Genomic DNA, 18490 nt, shown 5'->3' on the forward strand with positions numbered 1-18490 from the left:
CTTCCCTTTTAATCCCTTCTTTTTAGCAATGTCTACATAACAAAAATATATAAAATTTTACTATCCCTAAATTAAAATATGAAATAAGGTGATACAAACCCACCCCTTTGCATGTTCGCCTTTTATTGACTTTGGCTAAAAAAGCTTACTCTAAGGACCAATTCCTCCATTTATATATCTCCTTATTCCTCATAGCTCTCTGATCATATTCTTCTAAAGCCTTATTTATTTTATTGAGCAATATATCCTTTTGTTCTGGTAATTTCCCTTTTAATATCAAGGCATTAGTCTTATGGGTTGCATTGAATATAGTATTTCTCATGTGTAAGTTTTCTAACAATATCTTTTCTTCCTTAATAGAATCCAATACGCTTAATCTTTCAAATTCTCCATTCCTTATCTTTTCTACTAATTTTGCACCTTTAAAGCTCACTAAAGTAACCACTATAATCACCTGTGGATTAACCATTGACAATAAACTAGCTGTGTCTATAGCATTTTCCTTGCTAAGTCTTTTCCCACCAAGGCCTAACATAATATAGGTTGAATAACTTATATCACATTCCTCTAGTTTAATTAAAGCCCTGTAGTTTTCCTCCCTAGTAATTCCTTTATTATGAAAAGCTAGTACTCCATCATTACCTGATTCTACTCCTATGGACAATTCTCCCATGCCAAATTTTTTTAGCTCCAATAGCTCATCCTTGCTCTTTCTTAAAATGTCATCAGCTCTAGCAAAACTACTAATATTCTTTACCTGAGGAAAATATGTTTTTATCAAATGGATTATTTCTATTAAAATATCGGTATCCAAACAAAAAGGATTCCCTCCCGCCATAACAACCCTTTCAACAGGCTTTTTTCTGTTTGAATAAAATTTATTTAAAATCTTTAACCTATTCTCTATTTCTTCCAATCCAAAAAACTTAAACCTATTCCCTTGATTCAAATCACAATACAAGCATTTATCCCAACTACACCCCAGTGTAACAGGAACGGCTACACTATACCCCTGGGTCATTGGTACATAGAAGTATTCTCCATATTCCTTATATACCTCATCTAGCATCTTACCACTCCTTAACTTCTAAAAATGATTATATCTAAATAAAAAATTATATGTAATTACGTAAAAAATATCTGTATAGGGACTTTTAATTACTGCCCTACAGATATTATGTTCATCATATACTTCCATACATTAGTACTATACTGATTTCTTATTTAATTTCAGATCTTTGAATTTAAGTTTACCATCAATAGTGCATTGGTTCAATATTTTGCTTGCTATATAAAAAAGAAAAATATGCAATACTAATCAATAAAATTTAAATATGAGAAAATTATGTGCTATAATAAGATTGATGAGATATCAAGAGGTTCATCTTTACATAGTAGCTAATTCTCTTTATAAATAATATATCAGAAAATATTATCACATACCCAAACGAAAGGGAAATAAAAGCTACTACTATTAAAGCTACCCATACCTATGATGAAAGCACTTTTAAATCAAGCTGGTTCTATAGAAATGCTACTTATATAGCAGGGTATGGAAATAGTTCACAATCAATGATCAATTACATATTATATAAAAATGCTACCAATTTGGTATCATTTTTATATAATATGTAAGTTTAATCTAAGTACTGTATCCTCCATTTGATTGGTATATTGATTTTTTCATCAGTTATACTGACATAAATATTATGACCCATTTGCTCAACTAACTCTCTGGTTATTGCCAAACCTAGTCCAGTACTTTTATCACCCCTTGAAACATCTGCTGTAAAAAAACGGTCAAATATATGGTTAATATAGTCTTCATTAAGATTAGATGCATCATTTATAAAAGTAGTTACGATATAACCTTTATCTTCTACTAAGGTATATGCACATACATTTTCCCATATTTTAAAGCATTTTCTATTAAGTTTAAAGAATCCTTCTTACTGCACATCAACAATAGTTGTCGGTATATTCTCTTCAATATCAATTTTAGATTCAATCTCTTTATATATAAAATCCACATAAAGTAAGGCTAAGGTGTCAGAAATTATATTGCTTAAGTTTATCGATTTTAGCTCAAATTTGTACTCCCCTGCTTCAAATCTAGATAAATCGTAAAAATTGGATATTAATCTTTGTAAAGATTTCACCCTTTTTTCAATAATATCTAATTATTTCTTTTTTCTAATGCCAGATTTTCATCTTCAAGTAATTGCATATAGCCAAGTATAGATGTAAGGGGTATTCTTAAATCGTGAGACATATTAGCAATAGCACACCTTAGCTCCAATTCCATGTTTCTATAAGGTATAAGTAATTCTATGCTTTAAAGAAAATTGGTTATATCTAACCTGACGAGAAATCTTTAACCGTATAATAATACTTTTATACCTTGATTTTATGTTTGGTAAAACTATTCTATGTATTAATTAATTGGATTACAGACTTTAATCAAGTCTATAAGGCTAAAGCCTATAACCTGGGTTTTCTTTCCGTTTTCAAGTTTCATACTTAATCATTTCTCTTAATATCTCCCTAGAAAATATTTGCATAAAAATGCTCCTTTCTAGTTTAAATTTCATTCTGATTCTTGCTAAAAAGTTAAATAATCATAACTTTGAATTAATCCTTTATCTTTCTTTAAGCCCCTAACCTAAACCATCGGTTAATGGTATTAGGTATTAAATTATTCTGGATATCTCTTTCCTCAATTTGAACAACCCACTATTAGTTTTTACTAAATTAGTGTTTGATTGTCCAAATTGATTAGGCTTAATAGTAAACAATTATACAGAGCAATAGAAGGATAAGCAGATATATTATAGACAATTATGTGGATTGATAATTAACAAATATATCAATAAATAGGATAGAAATAGTCGCTATATTGTAATATAATTGGTATGTTAAATAAATAACAAAGTAAGGTAAATCCATTATTCCTCACGGATAAGTATTTAATGAATAGTATTTTATTATTAATGGAAATATATTGTATAAACCCCAGTAATATCTTACATATTTAGAAAGTTATAATGAAAAGTTTAAATAAATATTTACAAATAAAGGAGGTAAAAAATGAAATTAAAGGATAAAGTTGTAATATTAACAGGGGCAAGCTCTGGCATGGGAAGGGCAGGAGCTTTAAAATTTGCAGAAGAAGGAGCAAGAGTCGTAGCAATTGCTAGAAGAAAAGAAAAATTAGAGGAATTAGTAGAGGCTTCTAAAAATCTAAGTGGCCAGATTCATGCTTTACCAGGAGATGTATCAATTGATGAGGATATAAATAGAATAGTGAAAAAAACAATAGGGAAGTTTGGAAGAATCGACGTTTTGGTAAATAATGCAGGTATATTAGATGATTATCTTTCTGCAGATAATATGACGGATGAAATGTGGAATAAGGTCTTAGATGTAAATTTAACTGGTCCAATGAAATTAATAAGAAGTGTAATAAATTATATGATTGATCAGGGATCTGGTAATATCATAAATATAGCTTCTATAGGAGGCTTATACGGTGCCCGAGGAGGCATGGCCTATGTTACATCTAAGCACGGAATGATAGGAATGACTAAGCATATTGGCTATATGTTCCAAGATAAAGGAATAAGATGCAACGCCATAGCTCCAGGTAGTGTAAAGACTGAAATTGGAGACTCTGTAGGAAATCCAAATAAGGCAGTATTAGACAAACTGATGACAGGTCTTCAAATCCTTCCAGTAGCCGGTGAAGCAGAAGATATTGCTAATATAATGGTATTTTTAGCTTCTGATGAGTCACGGTTTATAAATGGAGCAACAATTGTAGCTGACGGAGGATGGACTGCTTTTTAATGATAAAAAACTAATCTTTTTCAATAGTTGGGGCGGGATTACGAAAATCCCGCCCTAACTGTTTTTAACCTTAATTTTGCATCTATTTAATCCCCGCCCTTTTACAATCAAGCACTAATTCTGTAAAGTAAAACCAATGGAATTTGTCTAAAAGGAATAGTAGAAACGTTAGTAGAAAAATATTAACATTTTACCTTAAACAAGGGTAAAATAAAAGCCTATGATAATGGAAAATCAGTGAGTTTTGGTCCAAAAAACAAAATGTTAATCCGATATTGTTATCCAATAGATTCACAGCTTTGCAGATTTTTATGTTAAAATATTATTAAAGATATATTTTACTTTTACTCTGGGATTTTAAAAAGGGGTATTAGACGGAATTAACTGAGGAGGACAGAAAATTTGACAGAAGGAAAAATTTCAAAAAAAATAATATTATTCGCATTCCCAATCTTTTTAGGTAGGCTGTTTCAGCAACTTTATAACGTTGTAGATTCCCTTGTAGTTGGTAATGTGCTTGGTAAGGAAGCGCTTGCAGCAGTAAGTTCTACAGGCAGTCTTATTTTTTTAATCGTAGGATTTATTAATGGAATCTTTATAGGATCATCAGTTTTGATCTCTCAGTACTTTGGTGCAGATGACAAAAAAAAGCTTTCTACTGCAGTCCACACCACTATTGCCTTTGGATTTATAGCTGGAATTATAATTACAATCATTGGAGTAGGATTTACGCCATTGTTTTTGAGATTAATGGGCACTCCAAATGATGTGTTTAGAGATGCAGTAACATATCTGAGATTATATTTTGCTGGGGGAATAGGAATTGTTATGTACAATGCCTGTATGGGGATATTTCAGGCAATTGGTGATAGTAAACGACCACTATACTATCTGATAATAGCTTCAATTGTAAACGTAGTGTTGGACCTATTATTTGTAGCTGTATACGATTTTGGTATAGGAGGTGCAGCTATTGCGACAGTAATTTCCCAATTTGTTAGCCTAATTCTTGCATTTGTAAAACTGACAAAGGTTGATAGCTGTTATAAGATATACATAAAGAGTATAAAAATTGACTATAATATGCTCAAAAGCCTAATAAAAATTGGCTTTCCTACGGGAATCCAAAATTCAGTAATTTCTTTTGCTAATGTAGTAGTTCAGACAAATATTAATAGCTTTGGATCCGTTGCTATGGCAGGTAGTGGCAGTTATTCAAAACTTGAAGGATTCTCTTTTTTGCCTATTACTAGCTTTAGCTTAGCTCTTACAACCTTTATTGGACAGAATCTTGGGGCTAAAAAATATGATCGAGCTAAAAAAGGTGCTCGCTTTGGAATAATAGTTGGAGTATCTTTAGCAGAAATTATTGGTATTTTTATATGGATATTTGCCCCTAAGCTAATAGGGTTCTTTAGTTCTGACCCAGAAGTTATAAGATATGGGGTCATGCAAGCAAGAACCATAAGCTTCTTTTACTTTTTATTGGCACTTTCCCATTGCATTTCTGGAATACTCCGTGGAGCTGGTAAAACTAATGTCCCTATGTTAGTAATGTTAATAAGCTGGTGTTTAATTAGGATATCCTACATAACCATAATGGTTAAAATAATAGCAGACATAAGGGTTGTTTATTGGGCATATCCTCTTACTTGGACTATTAGCTCGATAATTTTTATCATCTACTATAAAAAAACTAACTGGATGATGCCACATAAAGATTCACAGCTAATCTAAATCAATTAACTTTTCTTTAACCCATATAGCTTATACTATACTGAGATTGGACTATCAATTTTATCAATAATAAAGTTGCTTCTATAAAGATATACTATTATTCCTAATCATATTTAATGATATAATTAAGAGTAGTCAAATAGCTAATGGATTCGATAAGGAGGAAAAGTATGGATATTAAACTCAGTGTGGATATAATTGAATCGTATTTAGATTTAGACCGTAAACCAGTAGGAGTTAAATTTTTTTTCGATAAGGACGAATTCAAAAAATTTGATGTTCCTCAAAGAGATCGCAAAGTAACCTATTGTAACTCAGTACAACTTGCAAGTAAAGGTAAATCTATGAAGCTAACTAAAGAAAATCAAGCATGTCCTAATGGAGCAATGGCTCTAAAGATGAGAGAAATACCCGAACCAATGGCAAGTGGTAAAGCAAGGTTTAGTAAAAACATCTATCACGACATAGAAATATCAAAAAGCATTAGCGATAGCATGTTATTCTTAAAAGAAGAACCTGTTGGATATGCAGTTATGCCCCTTGATGACTATGAAGAAGCACCCCATGTTGTAATTGTAGTAAGCAGCCCATATAATATCATGCGAATGATACAGGGACATGCCTACTTTAATGGTTATACATCTAACTTAAGGACTTGTGGGCTTCAAGCAGTTTGTCAGGACTTGACTACCTATCCATATAATACTAAGGATATCAATATTACGTTATTATGTCCTGGAACTCGCTTAGTTGCAAACTGGAAAATTAATGAAATAGGAATTGGCATTCCTTTCGAAAAATGGTATGAGGTTGTAGAAGGCGTTAAAGAAACAGCTAACCCATTTGAAAGAAATAATATGAAGGAAGGTATTGTAGAGAGATTAAAAGAACGCGGATTAGATGCTAGCGTTATAAGATTCAATGAAAATTATGATGATGGATCTTATTCTGGGGGGAAAATCGAGATTAAAGAATAGCATTATACAATAGAATATATAACACTATATACTCCCATTACTTAGCAATAAACTATTACAGGAATAAAATCAAGTGGTATTTACACCACTTGATTTTTTATACTTATGTTAATTATCTATTCTGTCTAGTCAATGGTTCCACCCTTTATTCTCCGCATATTATCAAACTTTCCTGCTATTTCTATATCTTGAGTTGCTATGACCTTGTAGGAATCTTAGTTTGATGTATGTTCATAGTCTGCTCTATAATTTCCTTCAATTATTTGTCCTAATAAACCTACTTTTTCAAGAACAAATCTTTCCTCTTTAACCCATTTAATTTAACTGTCTTTCGCCATCCTATTTCTGCAGCCAGTTTATATAGAATTCTTGGGAAGTTTGGTGTAATGAATAGATCTTCCCCTGATGAACCTTTTAATATGTTTCTTGCAAGTTTTTCAAAGGCTAGCCCTAAATTTTTCTTAGGTCCATGACCAATTGGTACATTTTTTACTGCTGTAATCATACCACCTGCACCAACTCCGATACCCTGTCCCCACCCCAGTCCTGCTTTTTTGCACCAATTCTTCATCATTTCAATTGCCAAAGCATTCTGATGACCTTCATAAAATCCGCAGTTTATAATAGAATAGACAATAATATTCTTTTCTTTTATAGTTGAAAAAAAGCCTTCTAACTGAATAAGACAATTCAACATATGGGATGGGATGCCATCTACATATATGGGAAAAGCAAACACTAGAACATTATTTTCTGCCAGTGTCTCCATTTCTTCTCCATCCAATTGCGGTTTTCTAAAGTGATATTCAGAAATTGAAATATCATCATGGTCTAGAAAGCTCCTCAGCTCATAGAGGAGACAAGCTGAAGCGCTATCTTTAACTTTGGAGCTTCCGTTTATAAGGGCAATTTTCATAATATTTTTCCCTCCATTTCGGTGATATTATCAACAAATATAACTCTATATACATTACAATCTAAGTTTATAGCATTTGCTTTTACCAATCTTAAAGCAGTTTGTTTTTCATCTTCTGTAATGCTTTCCCCATAAAACCATACCTGCAAGTTAAAGATATTATCATATCGTCTTCTATGATGCATTTCTCCATTCCTTATTACAAAATAAGGATGGATGTAGGAAATACTTCGGTCTAATACATTTTTTACAAATGGACTAAATCCACCATAACAGCATTTACTAATAATAATTACATCTTTACATTTTGATAAATACTCTCCCATATCTCCATACTTATCCCGGATTACACAGGCTGCAGGTGTCTTTACCCAACAACCAAAGCACCCTATGCAATGATGTATTGTTCCATCATCTGAAATAACCATTGTGTCACTTAATAAATCAGGAAATAACTTTTGAAAATCCTCTGTTTCTAAATCATGTATAACTAATCTCATTTTCATCACCTCTTTTATACATAATAACCCCTCATTAACCACAATTTTTTAAAGCTTCCCCTTCTTCCACAATCTTGATATGATAACATCTTGCCCCATTTCCATAAGGATTTCGATAAAATATTCATTAGTTTTATCTTCAAGGATACCAGCACAAAGAAAAGCAGAAAGCCCATGGGTAAAGATATGCATTTTATTAAGAATCTGCTTTAATTCCATATCATCAAAATCTTTCAAAGTTTCCTCCATCTTCATCAATTTTATATTCCTATCTTCAAAGCTTTCAAAAAGGGATTTGTATTTGCTGTTTTCCATAAAAAGAGTCTTATAAATCATGGTATAATCCCTTGCAAAGCAAAGAAGGCCAACTCCTATATTTAAAAACTTGTTTTCCGTGTATTCCTTTTCTGTATATACTCTCAATATGTCAAATGCATTCTCCAACACCTTCTGTTTTAACTCGTCCATATTCTTAAAGTTTGCATAGATAGGTGCAGTGGAACATCCCATATGGGATGCTACATTCCTGGCAGTAACACTATCTATGCCTTTATTTTTAAATATATTGAAAGCAGCTTCAAGGATTTCTTCCCCTGTAAAAACAGTTTTTCTTGCCATACTATCCTCCTAAAAGCAGTGTTTATAAAATGAACATTTTTAAATAACATACGTTATGTAACATATGTTATTTTATCACTAGCAAAAACTTCTGTCAATAATTGTTTTATCTTTTCCAAACATTTTGAAAAATTATAAATATGTTAAATTCATCATTGTAATTTAACCATCTTTTGTTGGTCTGAGGAAATAAATACAAGGCAAAAAATTTAAAAACAGTAGACTAAATCTACTGTCTTAAATAGAAAAAATATATTGGCTTTGGCCCTTTTTATCCATATTTACTTCCTCGCACTTAACTTGGAATACTCGCTCTATTTCTTTACTACTATATACAGCCTTAGGAGAATCAAATATTACTATTTCTCCCCTATCCATTAAACAGACTTTATCTGAAATGCTAAGGGCACTGTTTAAATCGTGAATGACCATGATTACTGCCTTTCCCATTCTCTTCAACTCTTTTATAATATCCAGTATCTCCAGCTGGTGGTTTATATCCAAATAGGTGGTTGGTTCATCTAAAAATATATAATCCGTATCCTGGGCAAGGACCATTCCAATATATACTTTCTGCCGCTCTCCTCCTGATAATTCCCTAAGCTTTTTATCTTTGTATTTTTTAATTCCCAACTTCTTCATAGCCCTTTCAACCATGGCCCTGTCTTCAGCTTGAGGAATTCTAGGAAAACCTAAATAGGGAAATCGGCCGTGCATAACCAGGTTATAAACGGATATGTTAGGGGCATTCCTCATTTGGGGAAGGAAAGATACCTTTCTTGCTAACTTCTTTTCAGGAATATTATAGATACTTTCGCCATTGAGTATAATATCACCAGAGAAGGGCTTAAGTAACTTAGATGCTGTTTTTAGTAAAGTAGTCTTACCACAGCCATTCTTTCCAATTATGCTAGTAATACTTCCTTTCTCAAAGGATATGTTGATATTTTTTATTACCTCAATCCCATTATATCCAGCAGTAATATCCTTTAATTTAATCATCTATAAGCCTCCTCTTTCGCTTAAACAATAGATATATGAAGAAGGGTCCTCCCAAAAATGACATGATAATCCCAACGGAAACTTCGTAGGGAGCAAATAAGGTCCGAGCCAATATATCACAAAATAGGGTAAATAAGCTGCCTAGCAAGGCTGAAACAGGAACAAGTAGCCTATTATCATATCCTATAATAAATCTAGCTGCATGAGGAACAATTAGTCCTACAAAGCCTAGTAATCCAGCAAAGCTTATTGCACTACCTGAAAGTAAAGATGAAAGCAGGATAAATATAAAGCGATAGCTGGAAACCTTTAATCCTAAGGATTTAGCCGTTTCATCCCCTAAGGATAAAATGTTCATATCGTAGCTAAGTATAAAAGTTAATATAAAGGATATAAATATAAGCACTCCGGGTAATTTAATACCATCCATGGTAACACCAGCTAGTCCACCAATTAAAAAGCTGGTCCTACCTATGGCAGTATCTGGCCAGAGGGTTAAAATGGTATCGGTAATAGCTCCAATAAAGCTTGATACTGCTACACCAGACAGTACTATTGTAACCCTTGATGCTCCAGTTTTCTTTGCTATAGAGTAGACCAATAGTGTGGCTATAAGGGCCCCAACAAAAGCTGCTAAAGGTATTAAAGCTATATAATAAGGAAATAAGGCCATAATCAGGGTGGTAAACAAGCCTGCCCCTGAATTGACTCCTATAATACTTGGCCCTGCCAGGGCATTATTAAGAACCGTTTGTAATATTAGCCCCGATAAGGATAAAGCACAGCCAGTCAATATGGCTGCTAAGGTTCTGGGTATCCTAACATAGTGTATAATCTGAAATTCCTTTGTAATTTCATCTCCTTTGAATAGAACAGAATATACTTTCGACAATGGTATGCTGGATGATCCAATGCTTATACTCAATGCTATTAAGAATAGCAATAGAATAGCTAATAAAGCTATAACAAAAAAGTTATAGCTTTTAGTATTCTTAATTAAAAATTTCTGGGTAGATAATTTCTGCAAGGTATCTATAGCTTTCACCCCATTTTGCATTTGGTTTGTAGTGGAACAATTCCTTAGGTAGTATTATATATCTGTCATTTTTGACAGCAGTTAAGTTATTCCAAGCTGGATTTTTTTCAATTCCATTTTTTAAGGCTTCAAGGGCTTTTTCAGTGTTCCCCATAGTGGTAACAAATATATAATCTGGGTCTTCCTCGATTATCTCTTCCATACTCAATTCTTCTAGTAAAGATGGATGCTTATTAGCAATGTTTACAGTTCCTAAATCTTCTAACATCTTACAAGTCAAATTGTCATCCTTTTTAGCCTTTGCTCCACTGGAAAAGGCACGGACAAACAATACAGCGGGCTTTTCTTGGGCTTTGTCCTCCACTTTAGATAATATGTCATCTATTTCTTCCTTAACCTTCAGTCCATTTTCCTCATATAAGTCCTTCTTCTCTGTAATATCCGTACAAATATACAACATATTTAAATAATCCTCAAAATACTCTACCTTAAAATAGGCATGAGCTATGTTGGCATCATTGAGTATTTCAGACATCTTTAATTGATTTTCTATATCTGGGGATAGTATTACAAAATCTGGGGATAAGGACAATATTTCCTCTACACTGGGGTCCTTTACAGTACCTACAATACTAATTTCATCCGATACCTCAAATCGATTTTCTTTAACCACATCATCAGTTGCTCCTATTATTTCCCCTCCAGCCAACATCCATGTCTCTGCATAAGAACCTACTAAAGATACAACCCTTTCCGGTTTCTTTTCTAATATAACTAAATTGTCAAGGGAATCTATAAAGGTATAATATGCTTCTTGATTTTTACTATCTATATTGGCACTTTTGTTACTACATCCAGTTAATGCAAGAATTAACAATGCTAATAATATTAGAGCTTTTCTTATCAATTTCATACCTCCTAATTGTGGTCCATATTATTTACAGCACGTTAATCATTCTACATTGTATGGTATCATTTTATAAATCTAATTTAAAATATAATAATATAATCACAATTATAGGTTTTACCTATATAAGTAAAAAAGACTTCCATAGGAAGCCTTCATTTTATTAATCTACTTTCCGAGTCAGTTTTTATACGAGTGGATTTATTTTTATAATCCCTTATAATTTCTATTAAACTTTCCATTCCCTTAGTTAACACCTTGTCCTTATGATACACTATGCTGAAATATCTATCCCAAGCTCCCTCTGCACATTCGATAATATGAATTTGGGAGTTCTTTACTTCCTCCTCTACTAAACAGATGGAGATTACTGCTAAATAGTTATTGTTTATTACTTCTTTTTTTATAGCCTCTGGGCTATTGCCCTCAAAGGCAATTTTTATATCTAACCCATTTTCAGCCATATATCTTTCAAATAACTCTCTTGTTCCGCTTCCCTTTTCCCTCATAGCAAAGTTTTCATTTGCAAGTTCTTCTAATTTAATGGTCTTCTTCCTTGCAAAGGGATGTTTAGTGCTGCAGATGAGGACCAGATAGTCATTAACTTCTGGAATGGAAATTAAATCGGAACTCTTTATTTGCCCTTCTACTATTCCAATATCTATTTCAGACTTTAAAAGCTTATTCTCAATAAGCCGAGTATTATTCATATAGGAATATACCTCTATATTGGGCTCTTTTTTGTTAAATCTATTTATTACATCACTTAATATGGCCTCACCTACAGTTATGGTTGCCCCTATTCTTATTTTTTCTTTTTTACTTAGATTGAACATCTTTTCCTCTAAGTCATCAAATTGTTTTACTAGGCTTTTAGCATAGGTAAAGAGCCTTCTCCCTGCATCGGTAATATATAACCTCCTATTTAAGCGCTCAAATAATAGGACTCCGTAATGCTCTTCTAATTCCCTAATAGCTTGACTTACTGTAGGTTGGGAAATATAGAGTTTAGCTGCTGCTGCATTCATGCTCTTATTTTTTACTACTTCTAAAAAAATCCTTAAATGCCTAATGGTCACTTTTACCCTCCTAATATTAAACTCCGATTTATTGTTAATAGGTTTTACCTATAAACATGATTAGATTTTATCATTTTACCAGCTTCCAAACAAGTGTTATATTGTTGATAAGATGATCGTTAATCAATTAGCAAGGAGAGTGGCATCATGAATGTATTGATAATAGGTGGTGTAGCTGCTGGTACTAAGGTAGCTGCAAAGCTAAAAAGGGATAATTACGATATCAATGTAACTATACTTACAAAAGAGAAGAATATTTCCTATGCAGGCTGTGGCCTACCCTATTATGTGGGAAATGTAATCGAAAATCGTCAAGACTTAATAGTGAATACTCCTGAAAGCTTTTCCAAGTTGACAGGTGTAGAAGTTTTAACCCAAGTTGAAGTAACAAGGGTAGACCCAGATAAAAAGGAAGTAGAAGCTATTGACTTAAAAAATAATGAAAGCAATAGCTATACATACGATAAGCTTGTCATAGCTACTGGAGCCGATCCTATTAAACCTCCAATTGAAGGAACAGAGCTAGAAGGCGTTTACTTTATGAGGACTCCAGAAGATGCTATAAGTTTAAGGGAAGCCATAGAAGCTGGTAAAATTAAGCGTGCCCTAGTAGTAGGTGGAGGTTTTATAGGCTTAGAAGTGGCTGAAAACTTGGTGGCTCAAGGAGTTAGGGTTTCTGTAATTGACATGGCCCATCAAATTCTACCTGGCTTTGAGCCGGAAATAGCAAGCTATGTGGAGAACCATTTATCTGACCATGGAATTATTACCTTTACAGAAACTAAATTAGAAGCAATCCTTGGAGATGAAAGGGTTGAAAAGGTGAAAACCAGTAGAAATACCATGAAGGCAGATGCAGTTATTATTTCAGTAGGCATAAGGCCTAATACTGGCTTTTTAGCCGATACAGGTATCCAACTAGCAAGAAATAAAGCCATCATTGTAAATGAGCATATGGAAACCAATATCAAGGACATATACGCCCTTGGAGACTGTGCCATGGTTAAGAATAAGTTAACAGGAAAAGAAACCTATTCGCCAATGGGGTCTTCTGCAAATATTGAAGGAAGAATATTGGCCCAAAACCTTAATGGTAAAGACTTAAGCTATAAGGGTGTTCTTGGAACATCTGTGGTTAAGCTTCCTGGATTAAATGTTGGAAAAACTGGTTTAACGGAAGAGGCTGCTATCATAGAAGGCTATGATGTAGTAAGCGTTACAGCTGTTGTTGATGATAAGGCCCATTACTATCCTGGAGCCTCCAATTTTATCCTTAAAATGGTTGCTGATAGAAATACAAAAAAACTATTGGGATTGCAGGTTCTTGGTGAGGGTGCTGTGGATAAGATGGTAGACATAGCGGTTATGGCCATATCTCTAGGTGCTAGCCTAGATAATATTAAGGATTTAGACTTAGCATATGCACCACCATTCTCAACAGCTATCCATCCTTTTTCCCATACCGTAAATATATTATTGAATAAAATCAATGGAGAAATCCAATCCATTACACCTAGGGAATATTTAGAAGGTAAAGCTAAAAGCTACAAAGTAATTGATGCATCCTTAAGTCCAAGTATAGCTGGAGCAACCTTTGTGGACTTATCAAAGGTTGACGGAGAACTGCCTGACTTTGATAAGGATGAAGAACTGCTATTAGTCTGTACTAAGGGAAAAAGAGCCTATATGTTGCAAAAACGATTAAAGGGTTTTGGATATACGAATACATTGGTTCTTGAAGGCGGTACTAGCTTCAATAAAGTATCATTATAAATAATTTGAAAATAGGAGGATGAAATATGACTACTTTAAAGGTTACACCAGAACAAGAAAAGGCGGTTAAAGCCTTAGGCTTTTTAAGAAATAAAGGGACGGATAATTTTAATGGTAGAATAATTACAGTTAACGGGAAAATAACAGCTACCCAACTAAAATGTGTAGCAGAAGCTGCAGAAAAATTCGGAAATGGAGATGTTCTATTTACTACTAGACTAACTATAGAAGTTCCTGGCATTCCGTACGATAAGATAGAAGACTTTAGAGCCTATATAGCTAAGGAAGGCCTTGAAACAGGGGGCACCGGCTCAAAGGTGAGGCCAATAGTAGCTTGTAAGGCAACCACTTGCCAATATGGATTGCTGGATGGATATGCTCTATCGGAAGAAATCCATGAGAGATTTTATAATGGCTATTCCGATGTTAAACTACCCCATAAGTTTAAAATAGGTGTAGGAGGATGTCCAAATAATTGTATTAAGCCTGATTTAAACGACCTAGGCATTATTGGCCAAATGCTACCAATTTTTGATGAAGAACTATGTAATGGATGTAAGAAATGTCCTGTAGAAGAATTCTGTCCAATGGATGCAGCTAAAGTTGTGGACGGTAAATTAAACATCGATAAAGAAATATGCAATAACTGTGGACGCTGTATAGGTAAATGTCATTTCGATGCCATTGAAGAGGGAAAAGCTAAATTCAAGATTACCATTGGTGGAAGATGGGGTAAAAAAGTTAATAAGGGTATAGCTATAAGCAAATTATTTGAAGATGAAGAGGAAGTTATGACCACTATAGAAAAAATGATACTAATATACAGAGAACAAGGAATTACAGGAGAGCGTTTAGCAGATACCATAGAAAGGATAGGCTTTGAAAATATTGAAGCCCAGCTATTATCAGATGAAATATTGGAAAGAAAACAGGAAATTTTAGATGCAAAACTCCATCTAGTTGGAGGGGCAACCTGTTAATCCATAGATATATGTAAAATCACAGCAGAAGGACGGGAAAATATCTTACCCGTCCTTCCTTAAATCTTTTCATTTATTTTTCAGCTATCTTACTTTCATCCCTCGTGAACAATATCCTATATCCTTGTACAGCCAGTACTATGGCAAGTATGAATAATAGTACTGGGAATATTACCATTATATAGTTAGTACCTATGAAGTTAGCCTTAATTAGGAATACTAAAGCAGTAAGGGTTACGATTAGCATGAATATCATTGGAACAGTCAACATGCTAAAGCTCTTTTTAGATTTCTTCAGCCATAATGCTACAGCCATTAATGCTAATGCTGCTAATAACTGATTTGCAGAACCAAATATTGGCCATATTTTACTCCAGCCTGCAACTGCAAGTAAACAACTTAATGCAACTGTTATGGTGGTGGAAACATACATATTTGTAAGTGGGGATTGTTGTTCCTTTTCTGGGTCCTCGAAGTATTCTTGGAAAATAAATCTTGCAAGCCTTGTTGCTGTATCAAGGGTTGTAAGGGCAAAAGCTGATACTGCTAATGCAACGAAAGTTTTTCCAATGTGAAAAGGAATGCCAAACTTGGTCATGAATGTTCCTACACCCTCTGCAAAGACGTTGGTAGGCCCAATTTCACTTAATTTTGGTAAGAACTCACTTTGAGATAGGTATGCAGCTGTAATCATTGCTATAACTGCTAATGCTCCTTCTATTAACATTGAACCATATCCTATAAGCCTTACATCTTTTTCATTATCTAATTGTTTTGACGATGTACCAGAGCCTACTAATGAATGGAATCCTGATATGGCACCACAGGCTACTGTTACAAATAGCATTGGGAATAGGTATTGGGTAGCTCCACTTGCTGAGGTTATAGCAAAGGCTGTAACTGCATCAAGTTGAATTCTCGGGTTATACAAAATAATACCCAACACTGCTCCTGCAATCATTGCATATAATAAGTAGGAATTTAGATAATCCCTAGGCTGTAACAATATCCAAACAGGTGCTGTTGATGCAATCCATATATAAATTGCTAAAATAACTATCCAAGTATTGACACTTAATTCCAATGGGAATACTGTACCTAGCCATATTGATAGGAATAAAAGAATAACTCCAATTATAGTTCCGACCTTAATATCCAATCCCCTTCTATACACAGCATATCCAAATAGAATTGCTAGAATCATAAATAATATTGAAGATGTAGCTGCCTGTGGAGTATTTGCAAATGTAGTTGCAACAATATTTGCAAATGCTGCTATAACTAATAATAAGGTTAACCATGCAAATATTGCAAATAACTTTTTACCTGTATTCCCCATGGTATCCTTTATTACTTCTCCTATGGATTTACCCCTATTCCTAATAGAAACGAATAATGACCCCATATCGTGTGGTGCACCAAAGAATATACAGCCGATCATAATCCACAGATATACTGGAACCCAGCCAAATATTGCCGCTTGAATAGGCCCATTAATTGGTCCTGCACCAGCTATTGATGCAAAGTGGTGACCTAATAAAATACCGGGATGTGTAGGAACATAGTCTACTCCATCATTAATTTCATGGGCTGGAGTTTTTATTGTTGGATCTACTCCCCATTTCTTAGCAAGCCAGGCACCATAAGTAGCATAAGCTATTACAAATATAATTATGCTAGCTAGAATTAATACCAAAGCACTCATAAGCTCACCTCCTTAAAATATTAATTAATAATTACTGAATACTATAAACCTCCCTGACCTCCTTCCCTTTTTTATTCGTTACTATATATTCATCGTCTATAGTAACCAAAATCAATCTTATGTCCACCCAACCTTTAAAGCCAAAAGCAAATCCCTTGTGGTATTTGAATTTCTTTATAGCATCAATAATTTCTGTGTTTGGTTTATGTTTTGCAACTAATACCCCTGTAATAATACTTGACATATGATTTTCATCAGGTTTAACCACATCATCAATGGAATTAACCAAAAAATCTATAAACTCTTTTAAGCACTTTTCATCTATTTCTTCAAAATGTTTAATAAATATGTGCTCATTATTTTCATAGCCATATACAACAAATTTCTTTGATAATATATATCTTTCATTTCTAAAATGATATTTAGCATATAAATCCAATTGATAGCCATTTAAATTATAGTTCCTTTCAATATCAAAGTAGCTTTGTAGTTTCCTTTCGATATTATCCAGATATTCTTTATATTCCATTTTTACTCCTTTACAACTGTCATATAATTAAATATATGACAGCAATTATTATTAAATTATCATTAAATGCAATTTGTTAAGAAATTGTCAGTGGAATGCGAAATATATTGTTTATGAAAAGTTTAAAAGATGTTGGCTTAGAGCTACGATTTTATAACTCTTGTAAAAATATATGGTTGATTGGATTTAGGAAAAGTAATAATAACAATTATAATTTTAGTTGCCTTCTTGTTAATTTCATTATATTGCAAACTACTTTTTTCAATATTTTGAATAAAATTTGCATAGCAAAACATCTTCCGCTAATTCTCTTTTAGCTAATTCATAAAATGGATTACAACTCTACTCATTAGTTGCAACCCAGAAATATTTAATAACATAATTATCTTTTTATCCATCCGCTATCAATCCAATGTTGAGTGTCTGCTGATATAATGTCTTCGGTTTTTAACAAGTTTTTATGCAACATTTTTGAGATAAAAAAAAACATTCTTACTTTTATATTTTTACTTACAGGTTTTGGTAATAGATATTGCTTAGAAAACTTTCTTAATTTATACTCAACTCTTTTGCGTCTCTTGTCATTAATTTCATCCCATTTCACTGCACCCATAGTCCCAAAGCCAAACTTCTTTACATCTGATACACCCAGCCATGTCAAACTAGTTTCAATATCTTTTTGTGCAGCTCCATTAGGTGCACCAATACTTTGAGTAATTACCACTGCTCGTTTACCAAACATTTTTTTATCAGGTCTATGCACCATCCAATGACATGCAAAATGATCTAATAATGCTTTCACCTGTCCTGGAGTTCTTAATACGTATACTGGATATGCAAATACGATTAACTCTGCATCAAGTATTGCATTCCAAATAGGCATTA

The 18490-nt window shown here is 33.3% G+C and carries 19 protein-coding genes; 5 read left to right on the plus strand and 14 right to left on the minus strand.

Features of this window, described 5'->3' with window-relative positions:
- Window positions 1-145: 145 nt before the first annotated feature.
- The 4 genes from BLV68_RS09025 to BLV68_RS16310 all read right to left on the minus strand — a co-directional run bounded on the left by BLV68_RS09025 (window position 146) and on the right by BLV68_RS16310 (window position 2305).
- A complete protein-coding gene (locus tag BLV68_RS09025) occupies window positions 146-1069 on the minus strand; it encodes a radical SAM protein (RefSeq protein WP_093753025.1) in 924 nt (307 codons plus the stop codon).
- A gap of 568 nt (window positions 1070-1637) precedes the next feature.
- On the minus strand, window positions 1638-1913 hold the full coding sequence (locus tag BLV68_RS16305; RefSeq protein WP_093753027.1) for a sensor histidine kinase: 276 nt from the start codon (window positions 1911-1913) through the stop codon (window positions 1638-1640).
- Between the two features lie 36 nt (window positions 1914-1949).
- On the minus strand, window positions 1950-2159 hold the full coding sequence (locus tag BLV68_RS15265; protein ID WP_143035265.1) for a histidine kinase: 210 nt from the start codon (window positions 2157-2159) through the stop codon (window positions 1950-1952).
- A gap of 17 nt (window positions 2160-2176) precedes the next feature.
- Entirely contained in the window at window positions 2177-2305 is a 129-nt protein-coding gene (locus BLV68_RS16310; RefSeq protein ID WP_093753029.1) for a histidine kinase dimerization/phospho-acceptor domain-containing protein, read from the minus strand.
- 782 nt (window positions 2306-3087) lie between these two features.
- On the opposite strand from BLV68_RS16310, the gene BLV68_RS09040 reads away from it, so the two are divergent.
- From BLV68_RS09040 to BLV68_RS09050, 3 genes are all read left to right on the plus strand, one after another.
- Window positions 3088-3846 (plus strand): SDR family oxidoreductase, encoded by a 759-nt coding sequence (locus BLV68_RS09040; protein WP_093753031.1) that lies wholly within the window; start codon window positions 3088-3090, stop codon window positions 3844-3846.
- Between the two features lie 402 nt (window positions 3847-4248).
- A complete protein-coding gene (locus tag BLV68_RS09045) occupies window positions 4249-5583 on the plus strand; it encodes an MATE family efflux transporter (protein ID WP_234949869.1) in 1335 nt (444 codons plus the stop codon).
- Between the two features lie 170 nt (window positions 5584-5753).
- Window positions 5754-6560: a DUF169 domain-containing protein gene (locus BLV68_RS09050; RefSeq protein WP_093753035.1), complete on the plus strand. Its 807-nt coding sequence runs from the start codon at window positions 5754-5756 to the stop codon at window positions 6558-6560.
- A 277-nt stretch (window positions 6561-6837) separates the two neighbouring features.
- Here BLV68_RS09050 and BLV68_RS09055 read toward each other — a convergent pair whose 3' ends face one another.
- From BLV68_RS09055 to BLV68_RS09085, 7 genes are all read right to left on the minus strand, one after another.
- Window positions 6838-7476, minus strand: coding sequence for a hypothetical protein (locus BLV68_RS09055; RefSeq protein ID WP_093753037.1), 639 nt, complete (start codon window positions 7474-7476; stop codon window positions 6838-6840).
- Window positions 7473-7976, minus strand: a complete 504-nt coding sequence (locus tag BLV68_RS09060; RefSeq protein ID WP_093753039.1) for a flavodoxin family protein — start codon at window positions 7974-7976, stop codon at window positions 7473-7475. The genes BLV68_RS09055 and BLV68_RS09060 overlap by 4 nt, the downstream gene beginning before the upstream one ends.
- 48 nt (window positions 7977-8024) lie before the next feature.
- Window positions 8025-8594, minus strand: coding sequence for a TetR/AcrR family transcriptional regulator (locus BLV68_RS09065; protein ID WP_093753041.1), 570 nt, complete (start codon window positions 8592-8594; stop codon window positions 8025-8027).
- A 237-nt stretch (window positions 8595-8831) separates the two neighbouring features.
- Window positions 8832-9596, minus strand: a complete 765-nt coding sequence (locus BLV68_RS09070; protein WP_093753043.1) for an ABC transporter ATP-binding protein — start codon at window positions 9594-9596, stop codon at window positions 8832-8834.
- Window positions 9589-10641: a FecCD family ABC transporter permease gene (locus BLV68_RS09075; RefSeq protein ID WP_200773713.1), complete on the minus strand. Its 1053-nt coding sequence runs from the start codon at window positions 10639-10641 to the stop codon at window positions 9589-9591. Before BLV68_RS09075 ends, BLV68_RS09070 begins: the two co-directional genes overlap by 8 nt.
- Window positions 10589-11539 (minus strand): ABC transporter substrate-binding protein, encoded by a 951-nt coding sequence (locus BLV68_RS09080; RefSeq protein ID WP_159428664.1) that lies wholly within the window; start codon window positions 11537-11539, stop codon window positions 10589-10591. Before BLV68_RS09080 ends, BLV68_RS09075 begins: the two co-directional genes overlap by 53 nt.
- A gap of 155 nt (window positions 11540-11694) precedes the next feature.
- Window positions 11695-12618: a LysR family transcriptional regulator gene (locus tag BLV68_RS09085; protein WP_093753049.1), complete on the minus strand. Its 924-nt coding sequence runs from the start codon at window positions 12616-12618 to the stop codon at window positions 11695-11697.
- Window positions 12619-12765: 147 nt separating this feature from the next.
- On the opposite strand from BLV68_RS09085, the gene BLV68_RS09090 reads away from it, so the two are divergent.
- On the plus strand, window positions 12766-14391 hold the full coding sequence (locus tag BLV68_RS09090; RefSeq protein WP_093753051.1) for an FAD-dependent oxidoreductase: 1626 nt from the start codon (window positions 12766-12768) through the stop codon (window positions 14389-14391).
- A 26-nt stretch (window positions 14392-14417) separates the two neighbouring features.
- Window positions 14418-15371 carry a (4Fe-4S)-binding protein gene (locus BLV68_RS09095; protein WP_093753053.1) on the plus strand — a complete coding sequence of 318 codons (954 nt, stop codon included), beginning with the start codon at window positions 14418-14420 and terminating at the stop codon, window positions 15369-15371.
- A 73-nt stretch (window positions 15372-15444) separates the two neighbouring features.
- Here BLV68_RS09095 and BLV68_RS09100 read toward each other — a convergent pair whose 3' ends face one another.
- The 3 genes from BLV68_RS09100 to BLV68_RS09110 all read right to left on the minus strand — a co-directional run bounded on the left by BLV68_RS09100 (window position 15445) and on the right by BLV68_RS09110 (window position 18488).
- Window positions 15445-17076 (minus strand): carbon starvation CstA family protein, encoded by a 1632-nt coding sequence (locus BLV68_RS09100; RefSeq protein ID WP_093753055.1) that lies wholly within the window; start codon window positions 17074-17076, stop codon window positions 15445-15447.
- A gap of 31 nt (window positions 17077-17107) precedes the next feature.
- Entirely contained in the window at window positions 17108-17605 is a 498-nt protein-coding gene (locus BLV68_RS09105; RefSeq protein ID WP_093753057.1) for a hypothetical protein, read from the minus strand.
- Window positions 17606-17987: 382 nt separating this feature from the next.
- Window positions 17988-18488 carry an NAD(P)H-dependent oxidoreductase gene (locus tag BLV68_RS09110; protein WP_200773714.1) on the minus strand — a complete coding sequence of 167 codons (501 nt, stop codon included), beginning with the start codon at window positions 18486-18488 and terminating at the stop codon, window positions 17988-17990.
- Window positions 18489-18490: the final 2 nt, after the last annotated feature.

Origin of the sequence: Tepidimicrobium xylanilyticum, from assembly GCF_900106765.1 — a bacterium.
Lineage (GTDB): Bacteria > Bacillota > Clostridia > Tissierellales > Tepidimicrobiaceae > Tepidimicrobium > Tepidimicrobium xylanilyticum.